Annotated in this window: 22 protein-coding genes; 4 read left to right on the top strand and 18 right to left on the bottom strand. The window is 65.6% G+C overall.

Features of this window, described 5'->3' with window-relative positions:
- Window position 1: 1 nt before the first annotated feature.
- Both T331_RS0110105 and T331_RS0110100 read right to left on the bottom strand, forming a co-directional pair.
- The gene (locus tag T331_RS0110105) at window positions 2–1,831 is read right to left on the bottom strand and encodes a glycoside hydrolase family 15 protein (protein WP_026439926.1); all 1,830 of its coding nucleotides are present in this window, start codon (window positions 1,829–1,831) and stop codon (window positions 2–4) included.
- Between the two features lie 4 nt (window positions 1,832–1,835).
- A complete protein-coding gene (locus T331_RS0110100) occupies window positions 1,836–2,687 on the bottom strand; it encodes a glucose 1-dehydrogenase (RefSeq protein ID WP_026439925.1) in 852 nt (283 codons plus the stop codon).
- 209 nt (window positions 2,688–2,896) lie between these two features.
- On the opposite strand from T331_RS0110100, the gene T331_RS0110095 reads away from it, so the two are divergent.
- The 3 genes from T331_RS0110095 to T331_RS19910 all read left to right on the top strand — a co-directional run bounded on the left by T331_RS0110095 (window position 2,897) and on the right by T331_RS19910 (window position 5,853).
- Complete coding sequence (locus T331_RS0110095; RefSeq protein ID WP_026439924.1) at window positions 2,897–4,324, top strand: aldehyde dehydrogenase family protein; 1,428 nt, start codon at window positions 2,897–2,899, stop codon at window positions 4,322–4,324.
- Between the two features lie 12 nt (window positions 4,325–4,336).
- Complete coding sequence (locus tag T331_RS0110090; protein ID WP_026439923.1) at window positions 4,337–5,047, top strand: ribonuclease activity regulator RraA; 711 nt, start codon at window positions 4,337–4,339, stop codon at window positions 5,045–5,047.
- 548 nt (window positions 5,048–5,595) lie between these two features.
- Window positions 5,596–5,853, top strand: a complete 258-nt coding sequence (locus tag T331_RS19910) for a Cro/CI family transcriptional regulator (protein ID WP_008495584.1) — start codon at window positions 5,596–5,598, stop codon at window positions 5,851–5,853.
- A gap of 70 nt (window positions 5,854–5,923) precedes the next feature.
- On the opposite strand, the gene T331_RS0110080 is transcribed toward T331_RS19910, so the two are convergent.
- Genes T331_RS0110080 through T331_RS0110005 form a run of 16 tightly spaced genes read right to left on the bottom strand, consistent with a single transcriptional unit; the run spans window position 5,924 to window position 18,483 of the window.
- A complete protein-coding gene (locus T331_RS0110080; RefSeq protein WP_026439922.1) occupies window positions 5,924–7,051 on the bottom strand; it encodes an EscU/YscU/HrcU family type III secretion system export apparatus switch protein in 1,128 nt (375 codons plus the stop codon).
- On the bottom strand, window positions 7,044–7,808 hold the full coding sequence (locus tag T331_RS0110075) for a flagellar biosynthetic protein FliR (protein ID WP_026439921.1): 765 nt from the start codon (window positions 7,806–7,808) through the stop codon (window positions 7,044–7,046). Before T331_RS0110075 ends, T331_RS0110080 begins: the two co-directional genes overlap by 8 nt.
- A gap of 1 nt (window position 7,809) precedes the next feature.
- Window positions 7,810–8,088, bottom strand: coding sequence for a flagellar biosynthetic protein FliQ (locus tag T331_RS18045; protein ID WP_035179806.1), 279 nt, complete (start codon window positions 8,086–8,088; stop codon window positions 7,810–7,812).
- The gene (fliP, locus tag T331_RS0110065; protein ID WP_244876931.1) at window positions 8,088–8,876 is read right to left on the bottom strand and encodes a flagellar type III secretion system pore protein FliP; all 789 of its coding nucleotides are present in this window, start codon (window positions 8,874–8,876) and stop codon (window positions 8,088–8,090) included. The genes T331_RS18045 and fliP overlap by 1 nt, the downstream gene beginning before the upstream one ends.
- A complete protein-coding gene (locus tag T331_RS0110060) occupies window positions 8,851–9,141 on the bottom strand; it encodes a flagellar biosynthetic protein FliO (protein WP_008495578.1) in 291 nt (96 codons plus the stop codon). The genes fliP and T331_RS0110060 overlap by 26 nt, the downstream gene beginning before the upstream one ends.
- A gap of 6 nt (window positions 9,142–9,147) precedes the next feature.
- Window positions 9,148–9,609 (bottom strand): flagellar basal body-associated FliL family protein, encoded by a 462-nt coding sequence (locus T331_RS0110055; RefSeq protein WP_026439919.1) that lies wholly within the window; start codon window positions 9,607–9,609, stop codon window positions 9,148–9,150.
- Window positions 9,606–11,549: a FlgK family flagellar hook-associated protein gene (locus T331_RS0110050; protein ID WP_026439918.1), complete on the bottom strand. Its 1,944-nt coding sequence runs from the start codon at window positions 11,547–11,549 to the stop codon at window positions 9,606–9,608. Before T331_RS0110050 ends, T331_RS0110055 begins: the two co-directional genes overlap by 4 nt.
- On the bottom strand, window positions 11,546–12,436 hold the full coding sequence (locus T331_RS18040) for a glycoside hydrolase family 73 protein (protein WP_051622307.1): 891 nt from the start codon (window positions 12,434–12,436) through the stop codon (window positions 11,546–11,548). Before T331_RS18040 ends, T331_RS0110050 begins: the two co-directional genes overlap by 4 nt.
- A 1-nt stretch (window position 12,437) precedes the next feature.
- Window positions 12,438–13,487 (bottom strand): flagellar basal body P-ring protein FlgI, encoded by a 1,050-nt coding sequence (locus tag T331_RS0110040; protein WP_244876933.1) that lies wholly within the window; start codon window positions 13,485–13,487, stop codon window positions 12,438–12,440.
- Window positions 13,488–13,528: 41 nt separating this feature from the next.
- On the bottom strand, window positions 13,529–14,212 hold the full coding sequence (locus tag T331_RS18035) for a flagellar basal body L-ring protein FlgH (protein WP_051622306.1): 684 nt from the start codon (window positions 14,210–14,212) through the stop codon (window positions 13,529–13,531).
- Window positions 14,209–15,003: a flagellar basal-body rod protein FlgG gene (gene flgG / locus T331_RS0110030; protein ID WP_026439916.1), complete on the bottom strand. Its 795-nt coding sequence runs from the start codon at window positions 15,001–15,003 to the stop codon at window positions 14,209–14,211. The genes T331_RS18035 and flgG overlap by 4 nt, the downstream gene beginning before the upstream one ends.
- Before the next feature lie 4 nt (window positions 15,004–15,007).
- The gene (locus T331_RS18030; protein WP_008495570.1) at window positions 15,008–15,751 is read right to left on the bottom strand and encodes a flagellar hook-basal body complex protein; all 744 of its coding nucleotides are present in this window, start codon (window positions 15,749–15,751) and stop codon (window positions 15,008–15,010) included.
- Between the two features lie 21 nt (window positions 15,752–15,772).
- Window positions 15,773–16,987, bottom strand: coding sequence for a flagellar hook protein FlgE (locus tag T331_RS0110020; RefSeq protein ID WP_026439915.1), 1,215 nt, complete (start codon window positions 16,985–16,987; stop codon window positions 15,773–15,775).
- Window positions 16,987–17,682 carry a flagellar hook assembly protein FlgD gene (locus tag T331_RS0110015; protein ID WP_035179804.1) on the bottom strand — a complete coding sequence of 232 codons (696 nt, stop codon included), beginning with the start codon at window positions 17,680–17,682 and terminating at the stop codon, window positions 16,987–16,989. Before T331_RS0110015 ends, T331_RS0110020 begins: the two co-directional genes overlap by 1 nt.
- Window positions 17,683–17,684: 2 nt before the next feature.
- Window positions 17,685–18,098 carry a flagellar basal body rod protein FlgC gene (gene flgC, locus T331_RS0110010; protein WP_026439913.1) on the bottom strand — a complete coding sequence of 138 codons (414 nt, stop codon included), beginning with the start codon at window positions 18,096–18,098 and terminating at the stop codon, window positions 17,685–17,687.
- A gap of 19 nt (window positions 18,099–18,117) precedes the next feature.
- Complete coding sequence (locus T331_RS0110005; RefSeq protein WP_051622305.1) at window positions 18,118–18,483, bottom strand: flagellar basal body rod protein FlgB; 366 nt, start codon at window positions 18,481–18,483, stop codon at window positions 18,118–18,120.
- A gap of 308 nt (window positions 18,484–18,791) precedes the next feature.
- On the opposite strand from T331_RS0110005, the gene fliE reads away from it, so the two are divergent.
- Window positions 18,792–19,091, top strand: a complete 300-nt coding sequence (gene fliE / locus T331_RS18025) for a flagellar hook-basal body complex protein FliE (RefSeq protein ID WP_051622304.1) — start codon at window positions 18,792–18,794, stop codon at window positions 19,089–19,091.
- The last annotated feature ends 2 nt before the right edge of the window (window positions 19,092–19,093 follow it).

The raw sequence follows: 19,093 nt of genomic DNA, 5'->3' as shown, positions 1-19,093 counted from the left end.
ATCAGACCGCCTCCGAGGATGTCACCGGCGCCGCCGCGCCATCGCCATCGGCGCGCTTGGCCGCCGGGCCGTTGGCGCGGGTGAGGTTGTAGGCGGAGTTGATCAGGCCGATATGCGAGAAGGCTTGCGGGAAATTGCCGACCTGACGCTTCGCCCTGGCGTCATACTCCTCCGCCAGCAAGCCGAGATCGTTGCGCAGGGACAGGAGTTTTTCAAACAATTCCTCCGCCTCCTGGAAGCGGCTGAGCAGCACGTAATTATCAACGAGCCAGAAGCTGCAGGCGAGGAACGCGCCTTCATTGCCGGAGAGCCCGTCCGTCCCGGCCTCGGTGCGGTAGCGCAGCACGAAACCTTCGCTGAGCAAATCTTCCTCGATCGCCTTCACCGTGCCGGCGACACGCGGATCATCCGCCGGCAGGAAGCCAGTGAGCGCGATCAGCAGCAAGGAGGCATCAACCTCCTGCGCGCCGTAATATTGCACGAAGCAATTGCGGGATTCATCGAAGCCTTCGGCACAGACCTCCTCGTGAATCGCCTTTCGGATGCGCCGCCATTCGCCGACCGGCCCTTCATGGCCATAGTCCTCGACCAGGCGCACCGCGCGGTCGAACGCCACCCAGGCCATCACCTTGGAATGGGTAAAATGCCGCCGCCCGCCACGCATTTCCCAGATGCCGTCATCCGGATGGTCCCAGATCTTCGCCAGCCGCTCCAGCAATTCCAGCACGAGATTCCACACGCCCTCTTCCTGCGGCAAATTCTGCTTGCGGGCGAAATAGAGCGCGTCCAGCACCTCGCCATAGATATCGAGCTGCACCTGGCCGGAGGCGGCATTGCCGATGCGCACCGGCTTGGAGTTTTCATAGCCGGGGAGCCAGTCCAGCTCATATTCATCGAGCCGGCGCGCGCCATCCAGCCGGTACATGATCTGTAATTGCTCGGCGCTGCCGGCGATGGCGCGTGAGAGCCAGTGGCGCCAGCGCTTCGCCTCCTCCACATAATTGGATTCGAGCAAGGCGTAGAGGGTCAGCGTCGCATCGCGCAGCCAGCAGAAGCGGTAATCCCAGTTGCGCTCACCGCCGAGCTGTTCGGGCAGCGAGGTGGTGACGGCCGCGACGATCCCGCCGGTTTCGAAATGCGCCAGCGATTTCAGCGTGATCAGCGAGCGCTGCACGGCATCGCTATATTTGCCCGCACCAAGGAAGCGCGCCGCCCATCCGGTCCAGAAATCCTCTGTCTCCGCCAGCGCCGCCTGCAAATCAACCGGCGGCGGTTCGTCGCGATAGGAGAGCGTCCAGCCCAGAGCGAAATCCATGATCTCGCCTTGTTTGACGGTGAAATGCAGCTGGTCACGAATGGCGCCGTCGGCCGGGCGGATGCTCGATTGCAGCACCAGCTGGTCCGGCCCGACGACGAATTTCAGCCGCCCATCCCCCAGCCGCGTCACCCATGGGATGGAGGCGCCGTAATCGAAACGCACGCAGAGAGCAGCGTTCATTTCGATTGCGCCGGAAATCCCCTCCACCCGCCGGCAGAGATAAGAGCGCCCTTCCTCACGCGCCATGAAATCGATGAGCTTGGCGCTGCCGCCATCGGTTTCATAGAACGTCTCCAGGATCAGCGTCTTGCCCCGGTAGGCGCGGTGCGAGCGGTGCGCGCCGCTGGGGGCGATGCGCCAACGGCCATTGCTTTCATCGCCGAGCAAAGCCGCGAAACAGGCCGCGCTGTCGAAGCGCGGCATGCACAGCCAATCCACCGAGCCGTCGCGGCAGACCAAAGCCGCCGTCTCGCCATTGCCGATAACGGCATAATCCTCGATTTTCGCCGCCATGATGTTATCCCCCGTGCGCGAAGCCGGGATACAGCGTCATGCCGCCATCGACGAACAAAGTGGCGCCGGTGACGTAGTCGGACTCATCCGAAAGCAGCCAGGTGACGGCGCGGGAAATATCGTCCGGCTCGCCGATGCGGTTATAGGGGACCAGCTTCATCAGATTATCGTAGGCCTCCTGCGTCGCCCAGGCATCATGGTTGATCGGCGTGCGGATCGCCCCCGGCGCCACCGCATTCACCCGCACCCGCATCGGCGCCACTTCCTGGGCGATGCTGCGCATCATCATATTGATGCCGCCCTTCGAGGCCGCGTAATTCACGTGGCCTGCCCAGGGAATTTGCTGATGCACCGAGCTCATGCAGACGATCTTGCCTAGCGCCACCGAGACCTCCGGCTGCGGGCCGCGGCGTTTATATTCGCGCACCGCCGCGCGCACGGTGAGGAACTGGCCGGTGAGGTTGACGCCGATCACCGCGTTCCATTGTTCCAGCGTCATGTCCAGCAAAGCCGCGTCGCGCTGGATGCCGGCATTGCTCAGCACCGCGTGCAGCGTGCCATATTCCTTCACCCCGGCGGCGAACAGCGCCTCCACATCCTCTTCCTTGGAGACATCCGCCTGCACGGTGATGGCGCGCCTTCCCAGCGCCTCGATCTCATGCGCCAGCTCGTCGGCGGCCTCCGGGCTGCCATTATAATCGATCACCAGATCCGCCCCGGCGCGGGCCATGCCGAGGGCCGAGGCACGGCCAAGGCCGGAGCTGGCGCCCGTCACCAGGGCCTTGTGGCCGACCATCGTCTGCGCGTAGGGACGTTTGGCCAGCTGATCCACAATCTTGCGTTGATCGTCGGGCATGATATGCTCCTTTTTGGACAATGCTGAAAAAGAGGTGGGGCGGTTACAGGCGGGATCAACGCAAAAGCCCCGGCTGTAACCCAACGGAAACATGTAAACCCTGTCAGCTTATGGACATGCGGCGGTCCTCCCGCAGAGGGGCCCGGGTTTGACAAGCCGCCCCCCTCTGCCGGTAGGATCGCCGCAAATTCATGACGCGGAGCGTTTTTATGAGCCATAATATGCAGTTCTTCATCGATGGGGCGTGGGTGGACCCGATCACCCCGCAGGCGATCGAGGTGATCGACCCCTCGACCGAAGAGGCCTTCACCACCATTTCCGGCGGCTCCGCTGGCGATGTGGACAAGGCGGTGGCGGCGGCGAAGGCGGCCTTCGAGAGCTTCTCGCGCACCAGCCCGGCGGCGCGGCTGCAGCTGCTGGAGGCGGTGCTGGCGGAATATGACAAGCGCTATGAGGATATCGCCCAGGCCTGCAGCCAGGAGATGGGCGCCCCGCTGGCCTTCGCCCGCGACGCGCAGGCCTGGATCGGCCAGGCGCATCTGCGCGAGATCGTGCGGGTGATGAAAGAGTATAAATTCGCCTGGATGGAAGGCGACATGCAGATCGTGAAAGAGCCGATCGGCGTGGTGGGGATGATCACCCCGTGGAACTGGCCGCTGAACCAGATCACCTGCAAGGTCGGCCCGGCGCTGGCGGCGGGCTGCACCATGGTGCTGAAGCCTTCCGAGGTGGCGCCGCTCACCGGCATCATCTTCGCCGAGGTGATGGAAAAAGCCGGCGTGCCCAAGGGCGTGTTCAACCTGGTGAATGGCGATGGCGCCAGCGTCGGCGCGGCGCTCTCCGCGCATCCGGATGTGGATATGATGAGCTTCACCGGCTCCACCCGGGCGGGCATTCTCGTCGCCAAGGCGGCGGCGGACACGGTGAAGCGGGTGCATCAGGAGCTGGGCGGCAAATCCCCCAATATCCTGCTGCCGGAGGCGGATTTCGCCAAGGCGGTGCCGCAGGGTGTCGCCAATCTATTCTCCAATAGCGGCCAGAGCTGCAACGCGCCCTCGCGCATGCTGGTGCCGCGCGCCCGCCATGAGGAGGTGGTGGAGCTGGCCCGGGCCGCCGCGGCGAATTTCGTGGTCGGCGATCCGCGCTCGGAGAACTCCAATCTCGGCCCGGTGGTGAGCAAGATCCAGTTCGACAAGATCCAGGGGCTGATCGAGGCCGGGATCGCCGAGGGGGCGACGCTGGTCGCCGGCGGGCCAGGCCGGCCGGAGGGACTGAGCCGGGGCTATTATGTGCGCCCGACCGTGTTCGCCGGGGTGACGCCGGAGATGCGCATCGCCCGGGAGGAGATTTTCGGGCCGGTGCTCGCGATCATGCCCTATGACAGCGAGGAAGCCGCGATCGCCGAGGCGAACAACACGGTGTACGGGCTGGCGGCCTATATCCAGTCCGAGGATCTGGCCAAGGCCAGGGCGGTGGCGAGCCGGATGCGCGCCGGGACGGTCTATATCAACGCCCCGCCGACGAAGATTTCCGCCCCCTTCGGCGGCTTCAAGCAGTCCGGCAATGGCCGCGAATGGTCGCATTGGGGGCTGGATGAGTTCCTGGAGATCAAGGGCGTGGTTGGGTACGGGGCCTGAGGGGAGGTATCGATGCCGCTCGACGCCACCACCATCGCCACGCTGGAGGGCATTTCCACCGCCACCCTGACCACGGTGCTGCTGAAGAAAGGGCTGCGCAATGTCTGGCTGCGCGGCACAAAGCCGCTGAAGGCGGGGCAGACGCGCCTGGTCGGCCCGGCCTTCACCCTGCGCTTCGTGCCGGCGCGTGAGGATCTGGCGACCCCGGCCTCCTGGTCCTCGCCGATCTCCACCCGTGCCGCCATCGAGGCGATGCCGGAGGGCTGCATCGCCGTCGTCGATGCGATGGGCGTCACCGATGCCGGGATTTTCGGTGACATACTCTGCCGGCGCATGCGCCTACGCGGTGTCGCCGCGCTGGTGACGGACGGGGTGGTGCGCGATGCCGCCGGGGTGCTGGCGAGCGAGCTGCCGGTCTGGTGCGCCGGCATCGCCGCCCCGCCTTCCGTCGCCGGGCTTACCTTCGTCGGCTGGCAGGAGCCGGTGGGCTGCGGCGGCGTCGCGGTGTTCCCGAACGACGTCATCGTCGTGGATGATGACGGCGCGGTGGTGATCCCGCAGGCGCTGCTGGCGGAGGTGGTCGCCATCGCCGTCGAGCAGGAGCGCCAGGAAAGCTGGATCTATGCTCAGGTCGAGGCCGGGATGGCGCTGCCCGGGCTCTACCCGCCGAATGAGGAGAACAAGGCGCGCTATGAGGCGTTCAAGGCGGCGCAGGGGACGTAAAGCCAGCCCAGCACTGCCGGCGAGGGCGCAGGACGCCGCGCCGGCAGCCCTACATGACAAGTAGGCCATCTGGCCTCCTCCCATATCGCCCGAAAACGCCAAGAAGCCGCCTGCGGTTTTCCACCCGCCGCGAAAATGTCCGAATTTTTTTCAGGCTCCCTGAAAAAAATCCCTCACCGCCCCTGGCGCGGCCAAAAAACATATCGTTTTCAAACAGATAAAATATGCCGGCCGGGGCGCTCCCGGTCCCGTTCCGGGCCTTATTTGTCCCGGGTCTTCACCGCCCCTCCACAGCCTTATCCACAATGTTATCCCGGACGCTGTGGATAAATCATTGCCATTCCTTAGGAAATTCCCGGTAGGGTTGATGTAGGCGGTCTCACTTTAAAAAATTAACTAAAAACTTAGACTTGCATGTCTATATTTTTTTGCATACCCGTAAAGCACGGATTTGCAGTTTCGATAAAGAACCCATATCGTTATCAAAACATAATGGCTGCTGGCAAAAGCTGCCAGACTATGAGCCGGACCGAGAAGGACAAGGAAAGATGGCACGCAGACCCAGCTATGAGCGGCGGCCGACTCAAAAGGAGCGCCGGGATATTGTCGAACAGGCCCCCACCGTTCGGGACGTGATCGAAGCGTTCGGCGGGGTGAAGGATGTGGCGGATACGGTGGGCATCGCCCATCCGTCGGTCTGCCAATGGGTGCGTGAAAACCGCATTCCGCCAGGCCGGGTGAGCGAGCTGGCGAAACATTACCGCGTCACCCGCACCGCCTTGTCGCGTTTCGTGGCGTTGCGCTGAGGGGTTAAGAGACCCGCCAAAAGCTGCTTTTTGGGGATTCGACCGCACCCTGCTGCCTTGCCAAAGCGGCTTAATCCTCGGTCACGCGCCGCCGGCCCGGCACGGTGATCTCGCCGCTGCCGGGTTTTGGCGGTTGCGGGCGCTCACCGCCGCGCGCCCGCCAGGCCTGCAGGCGCCAGACATAGGCCAGCACCTCGGCGCAGGCGCGGTAGAGGGCCACCGGCACATGCTCGTCCGGCTCCACATAGCGATAGACCGCGCGCGCCAGCGGCGGGGCCTGCACCAGCGGGATGCCGAAGGCGCGGGCCCGGGAGATGATCTCCTCCGCCTGCAGCCCCGCGCCTTTCGCCAGCAGCAAGGGCGCCCGGTCCGCGCCCTTCTGGTAGCGTATGGCGCAGGCATAATGGGTCGGGTTGGTGACGATGACGCTGGCCTCGGGGATGCGCTGCATCTGCCGGGCGCGGGCCATCTTGCGGGCGAGCCGGCGCTGCTGGGATTTCACATGCGGATTGCCGGCGACATCCTTCATCTCCTCGCGCATCTCGCTGTCGGACATGCGCAGGCTACGCCGGTGCAGCCAGATCTGTAAGGCCAGATCCCCCGCCCCCAGCGCCAGCACCGCCAGGCCCGAGGCGCCCAGCACCTGCAGCACCAGCAGCAGCACGGTCTCAGGGTCCGGCCGCAGCGGCCCGGCGAGGGCCGCGAACTCGTCGTGATGCAGCAGGATCATCAGCCCCCCTGCCCCGCCGATCACCGCGACTTTCAGCAGATTCTTGGCGTTCTCGATCAGGCCGGTGGTGGAGAAGATCTGCGAGAGTCCGCGATCGGGCATCAACGCCGCGAAATCCGGCATGAGCGGGTTGAGGGTGAAGACGAAGCCGCCGGAGGCGAAGCTGGCCGCCACCGCCAGCAAAGCCAGCAACAGCAGCAGCGGCGCGATATCGTGCAGCATCGCCGCTTCCCAGCCGCTGGCAGCCCCCAGCGAGGCGGTGCCGGCCTGGGCCAGGCAGCCCGCCATGTCCGCCGCCAGCCGCCCGCCCAAGCCGCCCGCGGCGGTGAGCCCGGCGATGATGATGGCGATGATGATGGCGGCGCGCGGAAAATCCTGCGAGCGGCGGACATTGCCCTTCTCCTGCGCCTGGGCGAGGCGGCGCGCGGTTGGGGCGTGTTTCTTGTCTTCCGAGCCGCCCTCAGCCATGGATCAGCCCGCCCAGCGTCTGCATCCCGGCCTGCAGCATGAAGCGCAGCGCGTGGCCGATATAAAACACCGATTCCGTCATCACCCAGAGCCCGCCCAGGATCAGCAGCGGAAAGCCGATGGAGAGCAGGTTGAGCTGCGGCGCGAAGACGGTGGTGAGGCCAATGGTGAGATTGATGCAGAGTGCCACGGCGATCACCGGCAGCGAGAGCGCCACCGCGCTACCGATCAGCATGTTGCCCAGCTGCGCATAACCGCCCCAGACGCCGAGATTGGGCAGGCCGACCCCGTGATCGAAGGAATGAAACAGCGCGCTGAACAGCCATTCCACCCCGCCCGCCGCCATGAAGCCGACCAGCCCGGCCCAGCTCATGATGTCATAGAGCACCGGCGTGTCGCCGCTGGCGCCCAGCATCTGCAATTCCGCGAAGCTGAGGCTCATCGACAGCCCGGCGATCTCGCCGACACTGGCGATGGCCTGGACGATCAGCTGCATCACCATGCCGATGGCGGCGCCGAAGGCAATCTGGGTGAGGCCGAGGCCGATCGCGGTGAACGGGTCCGCCGGGTAGGGCGGCAGATGCGGCAGCCAGCCGGCCATGGCCAGGGCAAAGGCGGCGGCGATGATCGCCTTCACCATCGCCGGCATCATCGCCGAGCTGAGCAGCGGGGCGGTAAGCATCAGCCCGGTCAGGCGCAGGAAGGGCCAGAGGAACTGGCCCAGCCACTGCATCACCAGCGCCTGGCTCAGCGCCATCTCAGCCCCAGCTCAGCCGCACCAGCTGCGGCGCATGCGCGATCCAGCCGGTGGCGAAGCGCTCCAGCAGCGGCAATATGCCGAAGGCGCCGGTGAGGCTGAGCCCAATCATCGCCAGCAGCTTGGGCATCAGCGAGAGGGTGGCATCCTCAAGCTGGGTCGCGGCCTGGAGGTAGCCGATGACAAAGCCCATCGCCAGGATGATGCCGATCACCGGCAGCAGCACCATCAGCTCGGTGGCCAGCGCCTGGTGCAACAGACGCAGATAAAGCGGCGCCATCAATGGCCCGGCACCGCGAAACTGTTGGCCAGCGTGCCGAGGATCAGCACCCAGCCATGGATGGAGACGAACATCAGCAGCTTCAGCGGCAGCGAGATCAGCGTCGGCGAGACCATGATCATGCCGAGCGACATCAGCACCGAGGCGACGGCGAGGTCGATCAGCACGAAGGGGATATAGATCAGAAAGCCGATCTGAAACGCCGTCTCCAGCTCCGAGGTGGCGAAGGCCGGGACCAGCACGGTGAAGGGCACGGATTGCGGGCTGGCATAATGGTTGCCGGAGAGATCGACGAAGAGATGCAGCGGCTCGGCGCGGGTCTGGCCGAGCATGAAGGCCTGCAAGGGCGGCTGCGCCGCCTGCACCGCCTGCTCGAAGGTGAGTTTGCCGTCCAGATAGGGCTGCAGGGCGTCCGTTTGTTCCTGCTGGATCACCCCGCGCATCACGAACACGGTGAGCGCCAGAGAGAGCGCGATCAGCACCATGTTCGGCGGCGTGGTCTGCAGCCCCAGCGCCTGGCGCAGGATGGAGAGCACGATGATGATGCGGGTGAAGGCCGTCATCAGCAGAATGATGCCGGGCAGGAAGGCGAGCGCTGTGATGACCAGCAGCGCCTGAATGTCGAGCGAGTAGGTGGCACCCTGCTTGCCATTGACCGACTGCACCAAGGCCAGGCCGGAGGCCGGGGTCGCGGCCGACGTGGCAGCATGGGCGAGGGCGACGCCGCCGATGGCCAGCAGCATGAGTCCGGCGAGGAGCGGCTTAAGCCTCATCATCGTCTCGATCATCTGGCCGATCCAGCCGGCCGATGCGCGTCACCCCGTCCCGGCCGATGCCGATGAGAAAACGCTGCCCCTCGATCTCCGCCACCGCCAGCATATTGCGCCCGCCCAGCGACCGCACATGGCTGAGATTGATCTTCTGCGCGGCACTTGCACGCTGGCCGAAGCGCCCGCGCTGCAACGCCCGCGCCACCCACCAGGCCAGGCCCAGCAGAGCGAAGATCACCAGCAGCGAGGTGAGCGAGGAGGCCCAGAGCGAGGCAGGCGGCATCAAAAACTAATCCTGCACCACGAGATTGGTGATGAAGGCGGCGGTGAAGGGGGCGGTTTGCGCGTAATGGCGGCTCTGCAGCGCGGCATTCACCACATCCAGGCTCTGCTGCTCGATCTGCTGGCGCACCGCCGGGTCGCTCAGCGTCTTCGCCGATTGGCGCATCAGGATGCCGATGAGCTGGGAACGGATGATCGGCTCGATGGTGGAGAAATTCGCCAGCTGGTCTTCCTTGCCGGTCTGGAATTGCAGCGTCACATCGACGAAATCCGCCGGCGGGTCGCCCGCCTGGTCGGGGATGCTGACGACGAGATCCGCCAGCTGCGCGAAGAAAATCGGGGAGGGTTTGGGCGGACTCGCGGCGTGCTTGCCGGGCTTGGCGGTCAGGGTCAGGTAGGCATAGGCGCCACCCCCGCCCAGCGCCAGCAGCACGACCGCGCCGAGCGCGATGAAGACCGCCTTTTTCATGCCCCCACCGCCGTCATCAGCGAGGAGAACATGCTGCGGGCGACGCTGATCACCTGCGCCGAGGCCTGGTAGGCCTGCTCGTAATTGCTCAGCAGCACCGCCTGCTGGTCGGAATTCACCCCGCTCTGCGTCTGCAGATTGGCGGTGGCGCTGGTGACGAGATCGGCATTGTCAGTGGCGCTGGTCTGTGCCGCCTGGGCGCCGACGCCGAGATTGGCGCTGAGATCGACCACGCTCTGCTCCAGCGTGCCGGAAGAGGTGGTGCCGGCGGCGGTGAAGAGGGCGGCCATGCGGGTGGCGTTGGAGCCGCTCTGGGCGCCGCCCGGGGTCAGGCTCAGCGTGTCGCCGGCGGCCGGGGTGCCGGTGATCGGCAATTGCCAGTAGCTGCCCGCGGCGGCGCTGCTGGACGGGTAGGCCACCGCAATGCTGCCGCCCGCCGCGCTGGAGAAGCTGCCCGAGGCGATCACGGTATTCGGCGCGCTGGCGGTGGCGATGCTGTAGGCGGTGGACGAGGTGAAGGTGACGATGAGGCTCTGCCCGTAATCCGCCGCCGGCACGAGGGCGGCGTTGCTGTTGGGCGTGGTCACCACCGTATCGGTGCCCGGGGTGATGCTGCCGGCATTGTTGTCGACGATGGCGCCGCTGGCTTGCAGCGTGCCCGCACTGGCCACGTATGGGTCGGCGGCGGCGATGTCCTGCGGGGTGGTGGCGGTTACCGCGATGGCGCTGGCGGCATCCGGGGCGGGGTTCAGCGTCCAGCTATCGCCGGTGGCGGGGGTGCCGGTGACGGCCAGCGTCATGCCCGCCACGCTGGGCGGGGTGCCGGTGACGCTGAGGCTCTGGCCGGTGGCCTGGTTCACAGCGCTCCAGCCGCTGCTGCTATAGGTGAGGGTGAAGGGGCCGCCATTGGTGGGCAAGGCGGCGGCATTCAGCGCGCTGACGCTCACCGTGGCGGCGCCGCTATTGCTTTGCGATGCGGTGGCGGTGGCGGCGGGCACGCTGAACAGCGCCCCGCCCTGGGCGCCGCTGCTGGTCAGCCCTTGCGCCTGGGCGGTGTTCATGGCGCTGGCGAACACGCTGGCCAGCGCGTTCAGCCCCTGTTGCGCCTGGGCACCGGCCTGGTAGCTGTAAAGCGCGCCGCCGATCGCGCCATCCTCCTCGCCGGCGGTGAGGGTGGTGCCGTCATTGCCGACCAGTACGGTCGGCCCGCCTTTCGCCGTGGTGCCAAGGCTCAAGGCTTTCGCCCCGGCCTGGGTGAGCAGCATGGTGCCGCCGGCACTCACCACCACCCCGCCATCCGCCTGCGCGGTGACGGTGACGCCGACCAGGCTGGAGAGCGAATTCAACGCCGCCTGCTGCTGGTCGAGCAGGCTGGACTCATTCGGCGCGCCCTGCAGGGATTTATTGATCGCGGCGAGCTGGGTGAGCAGCCCGTTGGCGCTGGTGACATCGGTGCTCAGCGTCGCGCTCGACTGCGCCATCACGCTCTGGATCGAGCCGCCGGCACTCTGGAAGGCGCTGGTGACACCGCCCGCGGCCGAGAGCACGGTGGCGGCCTGGGCATCGCTGGTCGGCTCCGAGGCCAAGGTGGAGAGATCGCCGAACAAGGTGCTCATCGCGCTCTGCACATTACCATTGCCGGTGAGCGCGTTGGAGAGCGCGGTGAGCTGGGTGGAGAGCAGGCTGGAGGCGCCGGCGCCAGTATTGGCGGTGCGCAGCTGCTGGGCGGCGAAGGCGCTGCTGGCGCGCGTCACGTTGGGGGCGAGCACGCCCGCCCCGGCCTGGCCGGCACCGGCCATGGCCTCGGCGGCGCTGACACTCTCCACCGCATAGCCGGCGGTGCTGGCATTGGTGAGGTTGTTGGAGACCGTCTCGATCCCGGCCTCGAACAAAGCCAGCCCGGAGGCGGCGGTGGACAAAGCGCTGCTGATGCCGCTCATGGGGAGGCTACCTTCTGCGTTGCGGTGACGCCCAGCGCATCAAGCACCTGCGCCATCATCGGGGATTGGGAAATGCTGACGATTTTCGCCGCGTAATGGCTGTCGGTCGCGTAGCCGCCCTGCTGCAGGGCGGTGGCGAAGCCATCCACACTGTCCTGCCCGGCCGCGCCGGGAAACACATCCTGCACGCGGCGGACATAATCCTGCACGCTGGCGCTGGGAGTGGCGTAATCCTTGAAGGCGGCGCTGGTTTGGGTCAGCACGCCATCCACCATCTCGCTGGTGGCGCGGGTGGTGGCGGCATCGCCCGGGGCGGCTTTCATGCCGAAGAGATTATGGCCGGGGGCAGCCGCGCCCCAGCCGGTTTCCAGCGCCGCCTGCGCGAGAATGCCGACCGGCGGCACCCCCAGAGTCTGCGCCGCCTGCTCCACCGCCGGCCAGATCTGCTTGGCGAAGCTCTTGGCCTGGCCGATGAGATCGGAGGCCGCGCCAGACTCGGCCTCCGCCTGCGGGGCCGCCAGCGGGCTTTCGCTGACCGGCGCCATGCTTGCCCCCGGCGCCGCGCTCAGCAGCGACTCCAGCGCGCCGGGGGGCAGCTGCGAGAGGGCCGGGGTGGCGCTCTGCGGCAGCGCGCTGGCCTCGCCATATTGGCGCAACGCCGCCTGCACCATCTGCCCGTCCAGCCCGCCGAAATCATTCTGCGCGATATTCCACAGGAACATGCTCTGAAATTCAGAACCGCCGGGGCCGAGGCTGGATGCATCCATGCCGGTCTCGTTCATCGAGGACAGCACCTGGTACCACAGCATGCCGGTCATTTTCTCGACCTGCTGGGTGATCGCCTGGCGCGAGGGCGGGGCATGGCCGGTGGGCGGGATCAGGCTCATCTCAGATCACCTTGATCCGGCCCTTGATCGCCCCGGCCTCTTTCAGCGCCTCGATGATGGCGATGAGATCCTGCGGGCTGGCCCCCACCGCATTCAGCGCCGCCGCCACCTGCTGCAAGGTTGCCGCATGCGGCAGCATGATCACCTGCGCCTTGGATTGCTTGGCGCTGACCGCGGTGTTGCGCACGCCAACCGTGGTGCCGTTGGAGAACGGCCCAGGCTGGCTCACGGCATTCTGCGTCTGGATGCTCACCGTGAGGTCGCCATGGCTGACCACGGCGGGGCCGAGAGTCACACCTTGATTCATCACGATGGTGCCGCTCTGCGCATCGACGATGATCAGCGGCTCGGGCTGCGGCGCGGTGATCGGCAGGGCGAGCAGATCCGCCATGAAGCCGACCGGGCTGGCGCCGGCGGCGGCGGTGACATCCACCTCGCCCGGCGAGACCGCATTGGCGGTGTTGGGGCCGAAGGCGCGGTTGATGGTATCGGCGATGCGCTGCGCGGTCTGGAAGCTGGGATCATCCACCAGCAGCGCGGACATGCCGTTGACGGCGAAGTTCGCGGGAATGCTGCTGGCCAGGATGGCCCCGCCCGGCAGCGTGCCGGTAGTGGGCACATTCACTTTCGTGCTGGTGCCGCCTGCACCCGCGGCAAAACCGGAGACCAGCAGCGGGCCCTGCGCCTGGGCGTAGATATTGCCGTTGCCGCCGCGCAGCGGGGTGGGCAGCAGCACGCCGCCGGCGAGCGAGGCGGCATTGCCGACGGCGGAGACAGTCACATCGATCTTCTGGCCCTGATGCGCGAAGGCCGGCACTTCGGCGGTGACCATCACCGAGGCGACATCCTGCGGCATCATCGTGCTGACATTGTTCATCGCCACACCCATGTTGCGCAGCATGTTGAGGATCGCCTGCTGGGTGTAGGGCACCTGGGTGGTCTGGTCGCCGGTGCCGGGCAAGCCGACGACGAGGCCATAGCCGAAGAGCTGGTTCGGCGGCGCGCCCTGCACGCTGACCAGCTCGCCGATCGTCGTCTGCGCCCACGCCACCGGAGCCAACGCCAAAAGCCCAAGCAGGAGCAAAAACTTTTTCAAAACGGCGAAACCTTGGAGAGGACGCGCTGCAGCCAGGGCACGGTATGCGCATCATTGATCGGCCCGTTGCCGACATATTGCACATTCATGTTGGCGATATTGTCCGAGGAGATGGTGGCGTTGGCGGCGATGTCGTCCGGGCTGGCATAGCCGGTGACGACGATGCTGGTGACGTTGCCGTTGATGTTGACATTGGTGCGGCCCTGGATGGCCAGCGTGCCGTTCGGGTCCACGCCGGTCACCACCGCCTCGACCGCGCCGGTGATGTCGTTGGCGGCAACATCCGAGCCGGTGCCGGTATATTGCTGATCCGAGCTGGCGCCGATGGAAGGCGAGAGGCTGCCGCCATTGATATGGCCGAAACTCATCGGGATGCCCATGAAATTGGTCATCGAATCATTGATGCTGCCCTTGCGGGTCAGCCCGGCATTGTCGCTGTTGCTGGCGGTGGAGCTGGTGACGATGTCGATGGTGATCAGATCGCCGATCTTCCAGTCCCGGCGCGGCGCGTAGAGCGAGCCGGCGGTGCCGCCGGAAAATACCGAGCCGTTCACCGATTCCGGCTGGGGCTGCACATCCACCGGAAACGGGGCGGGCTTGACCAGCTGCGTCTGCGTCGGCGGGTGGGTGGCGCAGCCGGCCAGCAGCGCCAGCAGCGCCAGAGGCAGCCTAGGATTCATGCGCCCTGCGCGGCGTTGGCCAGATAGCCAAGCTCGGAGCCGACGGAGGTGGCGACCTGGGTGCCGAGCTGGTAGGTGCGCTCGGCCGAGATCATGCTCACCATCTGCTGCACGACATCGACATTCGAGCTTTCCAGATAATCCTGGTTGATCGAGCCGAGCCCGTTGGTCTGCGGCGCGCCGACGGTGGGGGCTCCCGAAGAAGTGGTCTGGGCGTAGAGATTATTGCCCAGCGGCTGCAGCCCCTGGGCATTGATGAAGTTGGCGAGCTGGATCTGCCCGACCTGGGTGGAGGTGCTGGAATTCGCCTCCGTCACCGAGACCGTGCCATCCGTGCCGACGGTGACCGAGGTGGCGTTGGAGGGAATGGTGATCGCCGGGATCAGCTGGTCGCCATTGGCGGTGACCAGCTGGCCGCTCTGGTTGACCTGGAAGGAGCCATCGCGCGTGTAGGCGGTCTGGCCGGAGGGCAGCTGCACCTGGAAATAACCGGCGCCGTTGATCGCCATATCATACGGGTTGCTGGTGCTGGTCAGCGTGCCCTGGGTTTCGATCTGCTTGATCGAGGCCACCTTCACGCCAGTGCCCAGCTCCAGCCCGGAGGGGTATTGCGTCTGCCCGGTGGCATCGGCACCCGGCTGGGTCTGGTTCTGGTAGAGCAGCGTCTGGAATTCCGGCGTTTCGGATTTGTAGGCGGTGGTGTTCGCGTTCGCCAGATTATCGGCGATCGTGTCCATCATCGTCTGGCTGGCTTCGAGCCCGCTGGCGACAGTGTCGAGGGTCGGGTTCATGCTCTTATCCTTGCGCGAGGAGGGTGTTCAGATCGCTGCTCGCACTGCTCTGGCTTTTCGTCAGCTGTGCCTGCAACTCATAGGATTTGCTGTCATCGATCATCTGCATCATCGCCATCGTCGGATCGACATTGCTGCCGTTGAGATAGCCCTGATGCAAAGCGCCATCGGCGGAGGGCACCAGCGGGGCGCCGGGCTGCGCCTGGTAGAGGGAGTTGCCAAGCGGGGTGAGGCTGCCGCTCGGGCTCGCGACCATGGCGATCTGCCCGAAGGCCTGCGCCAGCGACCCGCCGGAGCCGGCGACGACACCGGAGATGGTGCCATCCGCGCCGATCTTGATGCTGGAGAGCTGCGGCAGGCTGATCGGCGTGCCGCCCAGGCCCAGCACCGGGTTGCCGGAACTGTCGGTGAGCAGGCCGGCATTGGAGATGGAAAGCGCGCCGTCGCGGGTCAGCGCTGTGCCGTTGGCGGTCTGCACCGTCAGCCAGCTATCGCCGGAGAGGCCGACATCGAGATCATCCCCGGTATGGGTCATGCTGCCCTGTTTGAGGTCGGGCCCCGGCAGGGTGGCGACCACCGCCCCGCCCGGCGGCGCGTTCGCCCCCGTGTAGGTCGCGGTTTCCGCCTGCGCCTGCACCGCCGCGTAGCCTGGCGTGTTGGCGTTGGCGATGTTGGCCGAGACCGCCTGCAGCTGCGCGTCGATATCCTCAAGCCCGGACATCGCGGTGAAGAGCGAACTGGTCTGCATCGCGGCCTCTCTAACCTACCGTCAGATCTGCACGAGGCGCTGGGCGTCCTGCTGCTCGGTCTGCAGCACGGAGGTATCGGCCTGGTAGGCCTGCTGATACTGGATCAGCGAGACCAGGAGCGAGGAGGTGGAGGCGTTGGAGGCTTCCAGATAGCCGCCCTCGACCGTGCCGGACTGGCCGTTGCCGGGCGCGTTCACCACCGCCACACCGGAGCTGTTGGTGCTGGCGTAGAGATTGCCTGAGACATCCTGCAGCCCTTCCGGATTGATGAAATTGGCCAGCGCCAGGGTGCCGTTGGTGATGGTCTGGCCGTTGGAATAGGTGGAGACCAGCTGGCCGGAGGAATTGACCGAGCTGCCGCTATAGGTGCCCGCGGCGTAGCCGTCATTGGTCAGCCCGGCCACGGCGAAATTCTGCGCCGCCAGGCTGGTGCCGGCGAAGTTGAAGCTCAGCGCGGAATTGGCGGCGCCATTGCCCCAGTTCACATTCAGCGTCGCCGGGCTGCCGCTGGCCAGGGTGCCATCGGTGTTGAAGTTCAGCGTGGTGAGCTGCTGCGCGCTGCCGACATTGGTGCCGGCCGAGGTCACCGGCTGGGCATAGACCGTCCAGCTCGGCGTGGCGCCGCCCGTGGCCTGGTTCTGCACCATATAGAGCTTCACCGTATTGGCGTTACCCAGCGAATCGTAGGCGACGGTGGAGGTGCTCTCGCTGTAGGTGGTGGCATCCGCCGCGTTGAAGGCGGTGGTGGCGGGGATCTGTGTGTCGCCGGAATTCAGGTCGAGATCAACACCGAGATTGGCGCTGGCGGTGGCCTTCATGGCGCCGGTGGAAACTGTCAGCGCGCTGAGCGTGCCGGAGGTGGCGGCCCCGGTATAGCCCATCACCGAAGACCCGGTGAGGGTTTGCAGCGTGCCGTCGCTGCTGAGCTTGAAGGCGCCATCGCGGGTATATTGCTGGGTGCCGTTATTGGAGACGACGAAATAGCCATTGCCCTGAATCGCCGCATCCAGCCCGTTGCCGGTGCTGGTCAGGCCGCCCTGGGAGATGTTGGTATCCATGCCCTCCGTCGCCGCACCATAGCCGGGAACGCCGGTTTCGCCGGTCGGGTAGACATCCTCGAACAAGGAGGTCTGGCTCTTGAACGCCGTGGTGCTGGCATTGGCGAGATCGTTGGAGACGGTGTTGAGCCCGGTCTGGGCGGCATCGAGGCCGGAAAGGGCGGTCTGCAAGGACATCAGGAAGCTCCGAGAACGGTGGAAACGGAGGACACAGCCAGCGGCGTGGTGCTGCCAGCGACATTCAGGGTCGGCGAGGAGGAAGAGAGATTCACACCCTCGACCGTGTAGACCGCGTAGGTTGTCGCCTGCACCGCATTGTTCGTGCTGTCATGCGCGGAAATGCTGTAGGTATATTGCTTGCCGGCACTCCCGCCGGTCCAGTGGAAGCTCTGCTGACCGGCCCCCAGCGCGCCCAGATCCATGGTGCCGGCGACCGAACCATTGGCGTTCAGGATGGTGGCGGTAACGTCGCTCGCGGCACTCGGCAAAGTGAAGGCGCCGGTGGCGCTGCCGGATGAATTGGCGGTGATGGTATCGCCCGGCACCGCCACCTGCTTGCCGACCAGATCCGCCGCCTGGCCCATCTGGCTGGCGGCGGTGGCGCTTTGCAGCGTGCTCACCTGAGTATTGAGCTTGTTCACCCCATCGACGGTGGCGATCTGCGCGAATTCCGAGGCCATCTGCGTCGGGTCGGCCGGGTTCATCGGGCTTTGATATTGCAATTGCGCTGTCAGCAGCTTGAGAAAATCATTCTGCGTCAGCGCGCCGGCGGCCGAGCCGGAGCCAGAGGAGGCGCTGGTGCTGGCGGTGGTCGAGGCTGCGACGGAGGCGGCGTTGACGCTGCCGGTGGCGCTGGTGGCGAGCGAGGTCATGGTCAGGACACCTGAAAGGATTGGATCATCTGCTGGTCGATCCGGCTGGCCTGCTCCAGCACCGCCACCGAGGCGGAATAGCTGTTGGAGCTGTCGATCATGTTGACCATCTCCTGGGCACGATCGACATTCGAGCCGGTGACATAGCCTTGCGCATTCGCGTAGGGGCTGGAGGGATCGTAGGTCTGGTGCGGGGCGGCGGCACTCTGGTCGACACCCAGAACGCTCACCCCCAGCGCGGCGCCGCTGCCCGCATCCACCACAGGTGCGGCCTCAAACACCGGCTCCTCGGCGCGGTAAGGCTGCGCGCCGGGCGCGGTGGCGGTATCGGCATTGGCGAGGTTGGAGGCCACCGCCGACATGCGCAGATTCTGGGCATCCAGCGCGGAGCCGACGATGCTGAAAATTCCGGTCATGCGCGCTCTCCTTTAAAGCTCAAGTGCCGTTGGGGTTGGGCCGCAACGCGGTGATCAGATCGGCCGTGGATTGGTGCAGGAAGGTCGAAGCGCCCTGCATCATCTCGCCATTCTGCGCATCCTCGACGCGCTCGGCATCGAGATCGACATCATTGCCGTTGAGGCCGACCGTGGCATCGGCGCGGTACTGCGCCTGCGGCGTGGCCCCGGGGCTCTCCAGCTGCTGCGCCAGCGAGGCGGTGAAATCCACGTCCGCCGCCTTGAATCCGGGCGTGTCCGCGTTCGCGATATTATTCGCGATCAAATTCTGGCGATCCTGCGCGACATTCAGGACGGCGCCGTAGAAGGAGAGAAATCCGGGCTGCATCTCGCCCGAAACCTTCACGAAATGTTAGAATTTAGCAAGACAAAAAGCGGTGACAAATGCCGTATTCCACAGAAATCTATTTGGTGTGTTCACAAAGCATTTTGGCCTACCTACACGAGACACAAAACATAATATCATTTATTCGACAAAACAGCCTCAAAAAACTAATAAATCTACAAACCAAATGTAGGCTGAATGATTTGTGTGGATATGGCCTACATTAATCTGTGAAGTCGGCAGATAATCCTTGCCCTGGGCACGCGGCTAAATTATCCAACAGACCGTTATCTAACGATTCAGTTAGTTTTGGGTAAGGATCGTTATCCATGAGCATCGGTGCCATTCTGCCTGTTACCGCCGGCCTCGCCACGGCCGGCGCCTCACAGCCCGCGACGGGGGCGGATGGCAGCTTTCTCGACCTCGCCAATGCGGCGCTGCAGGAGGTTTCGGGCGCGCAGGTGCAGGCCGGCACCGCTGAGGCCAGCTATGCCGCGGGGGTGCCCGGCGCCAGCCTGGCGCAGGCGCTGGTGGCCAGCGACAAGGCGGAGACCGCCTGGAGTGCCACCGTCGCGGTGCGCAACGAAGCCGTCTCGGCCTACCAATCGATCATGAATATGCAGTTCTGAGC

The organism is Acidocella facilis ATCC 35904 (genome assembly GCF_000687875.1).
Classification (GTDB): Bacteria; Pseudomonadota; Alphaproteobacteria; order Acetobacterales; family Acetobacteraceae; genus Acidocella; species Acidocella facilis.
Note: the sequence above shows the minus strand (reverse complement) of the source record. Positions and strands in the feature narration are given on the sequence as shown.

Bases quoted from the DNA above. Each gene is read 5' to 3' on its own strand.
- T331_RS0110105 (WP_026439926.1), bottom strand. From the start codon at position 1,831: ATGGCGGCGAAAATCGAGGATTATGCCGTTATCGGCAATGGCGAGACG.
- T331_RS0110100 (WP_026439925.1), bottom strand. From the start codon at position 2,687: ATGCCCGACGATCAACGCAAGATTGTGGATCAGCTGGCCAAACGTCCC.
- T331_RS0110095 (WP_026439924.1), top strand. From the start codon at position 2,897: ATGAGCCATAATATGCAGTTCTTCATCGATGGGGCGTGGGTGGACCCG.
- T331_RS0110090 (WP_026439923.1), top strand. From the start codon at position 4,337: ATGCCGCTCGACGCCACCACCATCGCCACGCTGGAGGGCATTTCCACC.
- T331_RS19910 (WP_008495584.1), top strand. From the start codon at position 5,596: ATGGCACGCAGACCCAGCTATGAGCGGCGGCCGACTCAAAAGGAGCGC.
- T331_RS0110080 (WP_026439922.1), bottom strand. From the start codon at position 7,051: ATGGCTGAGGGCGGCTCGGAAGACAAGAAACACGCCCCAACCGCGCGC.
- T331_RS0110075 (WP_026439921.1), bottom strand. From the start codon at position 7,808: ATGGCGCTGAGCCAGGCGCTGGTGATGCAGTGGCTGGGCCAGTTCCTC.
- T331_RS18045 (WP_035179806.1), bottom strand. From the start codon at position 8,088: ATGGCGCCGCTTTATCTGCGTCTGTTGCACCAGGCGCTGGCCACCGAG.
- fliP (WP_244876931.1), bottom strand. From the start codon at position 8,876: ATGATCGAGACGATGATGAGGCTTAAGCCGCTCCTCGCCGGACTCATG.
- T331_RS0110060 (WP_008495578.1), bottom strand. From the start codon at position 9,141: ATGCCGCCTGCCTCGCTCTGGGCCTCCTCGCTCACCTCGCTGCTGGTG.
- T331_RS0110055 (WP_026439919.1), bottom strand. From the start codon at position 9,609: ATGAAAAAGGCGGTCTTCATCGCGCTCGGCGCGGTCGTGCTGCTGGCG.
- T331_RS0110050 (WP_026439918.1), bottom strand. From the start codon at position 11,549: ATGAGCGGCATCAGCAGCGCTTTGTCCACCGCCGCCTCCGGGCTGGCT.
- T331_RS18040 (WP_051622307.1), bottom strand. From the start codon at position 12,436: ATGAGCCTGATCCCGCCCACCGGCCATGCCCCGCCCTCGCGCCAGGCG.
- T331_RS18035 (WP_051622306.1), bottom strand. From the start codon at position 14,212: ATGAATCCTAGGCTGCCTCTGGCGCTGCTGGCGCTGCTGGCCGGCTGC.
- flgG (WP_026439916.1), bottom strand. From the start codon at position 15,003: ATGAACCCGACCCTCGACACTGTCGCCAGCGGGCTCGAAGCCAGCCAG.
- T331_RS18030 (WP_008495570.1), bottom strand. From the start codon at position 15,751: ATGCAGACCAGTTCGCTCTTCACCGCGATGTCCGGGCTTGAGGATATC.
- T331_RS0110020 (WP_026439915.1), bottom strand. From the start codon at position 16,987: ATGTCCTTGCAGACCGCCCTTTCCGGCCTCGATGCCGCCCAGACCGGG.
- T331_RS0110015 (WP_035179804.1), bottom strand. From the start codon at position 17,682: ATGACCTCGCTCGCCACCAGCGCCACCGGCAGCGTCAACGCCGCCTCC.
- flgC (WP_026439913.1), bottom strand. From the start codon at position 18,098: ATGACCGGAATTTTCAGCATCGTCGGCTCCGCGCTGGATGCCCAGAAT.
- fliE (WP_051622304.1), top strand. From the start codon at position 18,792: ATGAGCATCGGTGCCATTCTGCCTGTTACCGCCGGCCTCGCCACGGCC.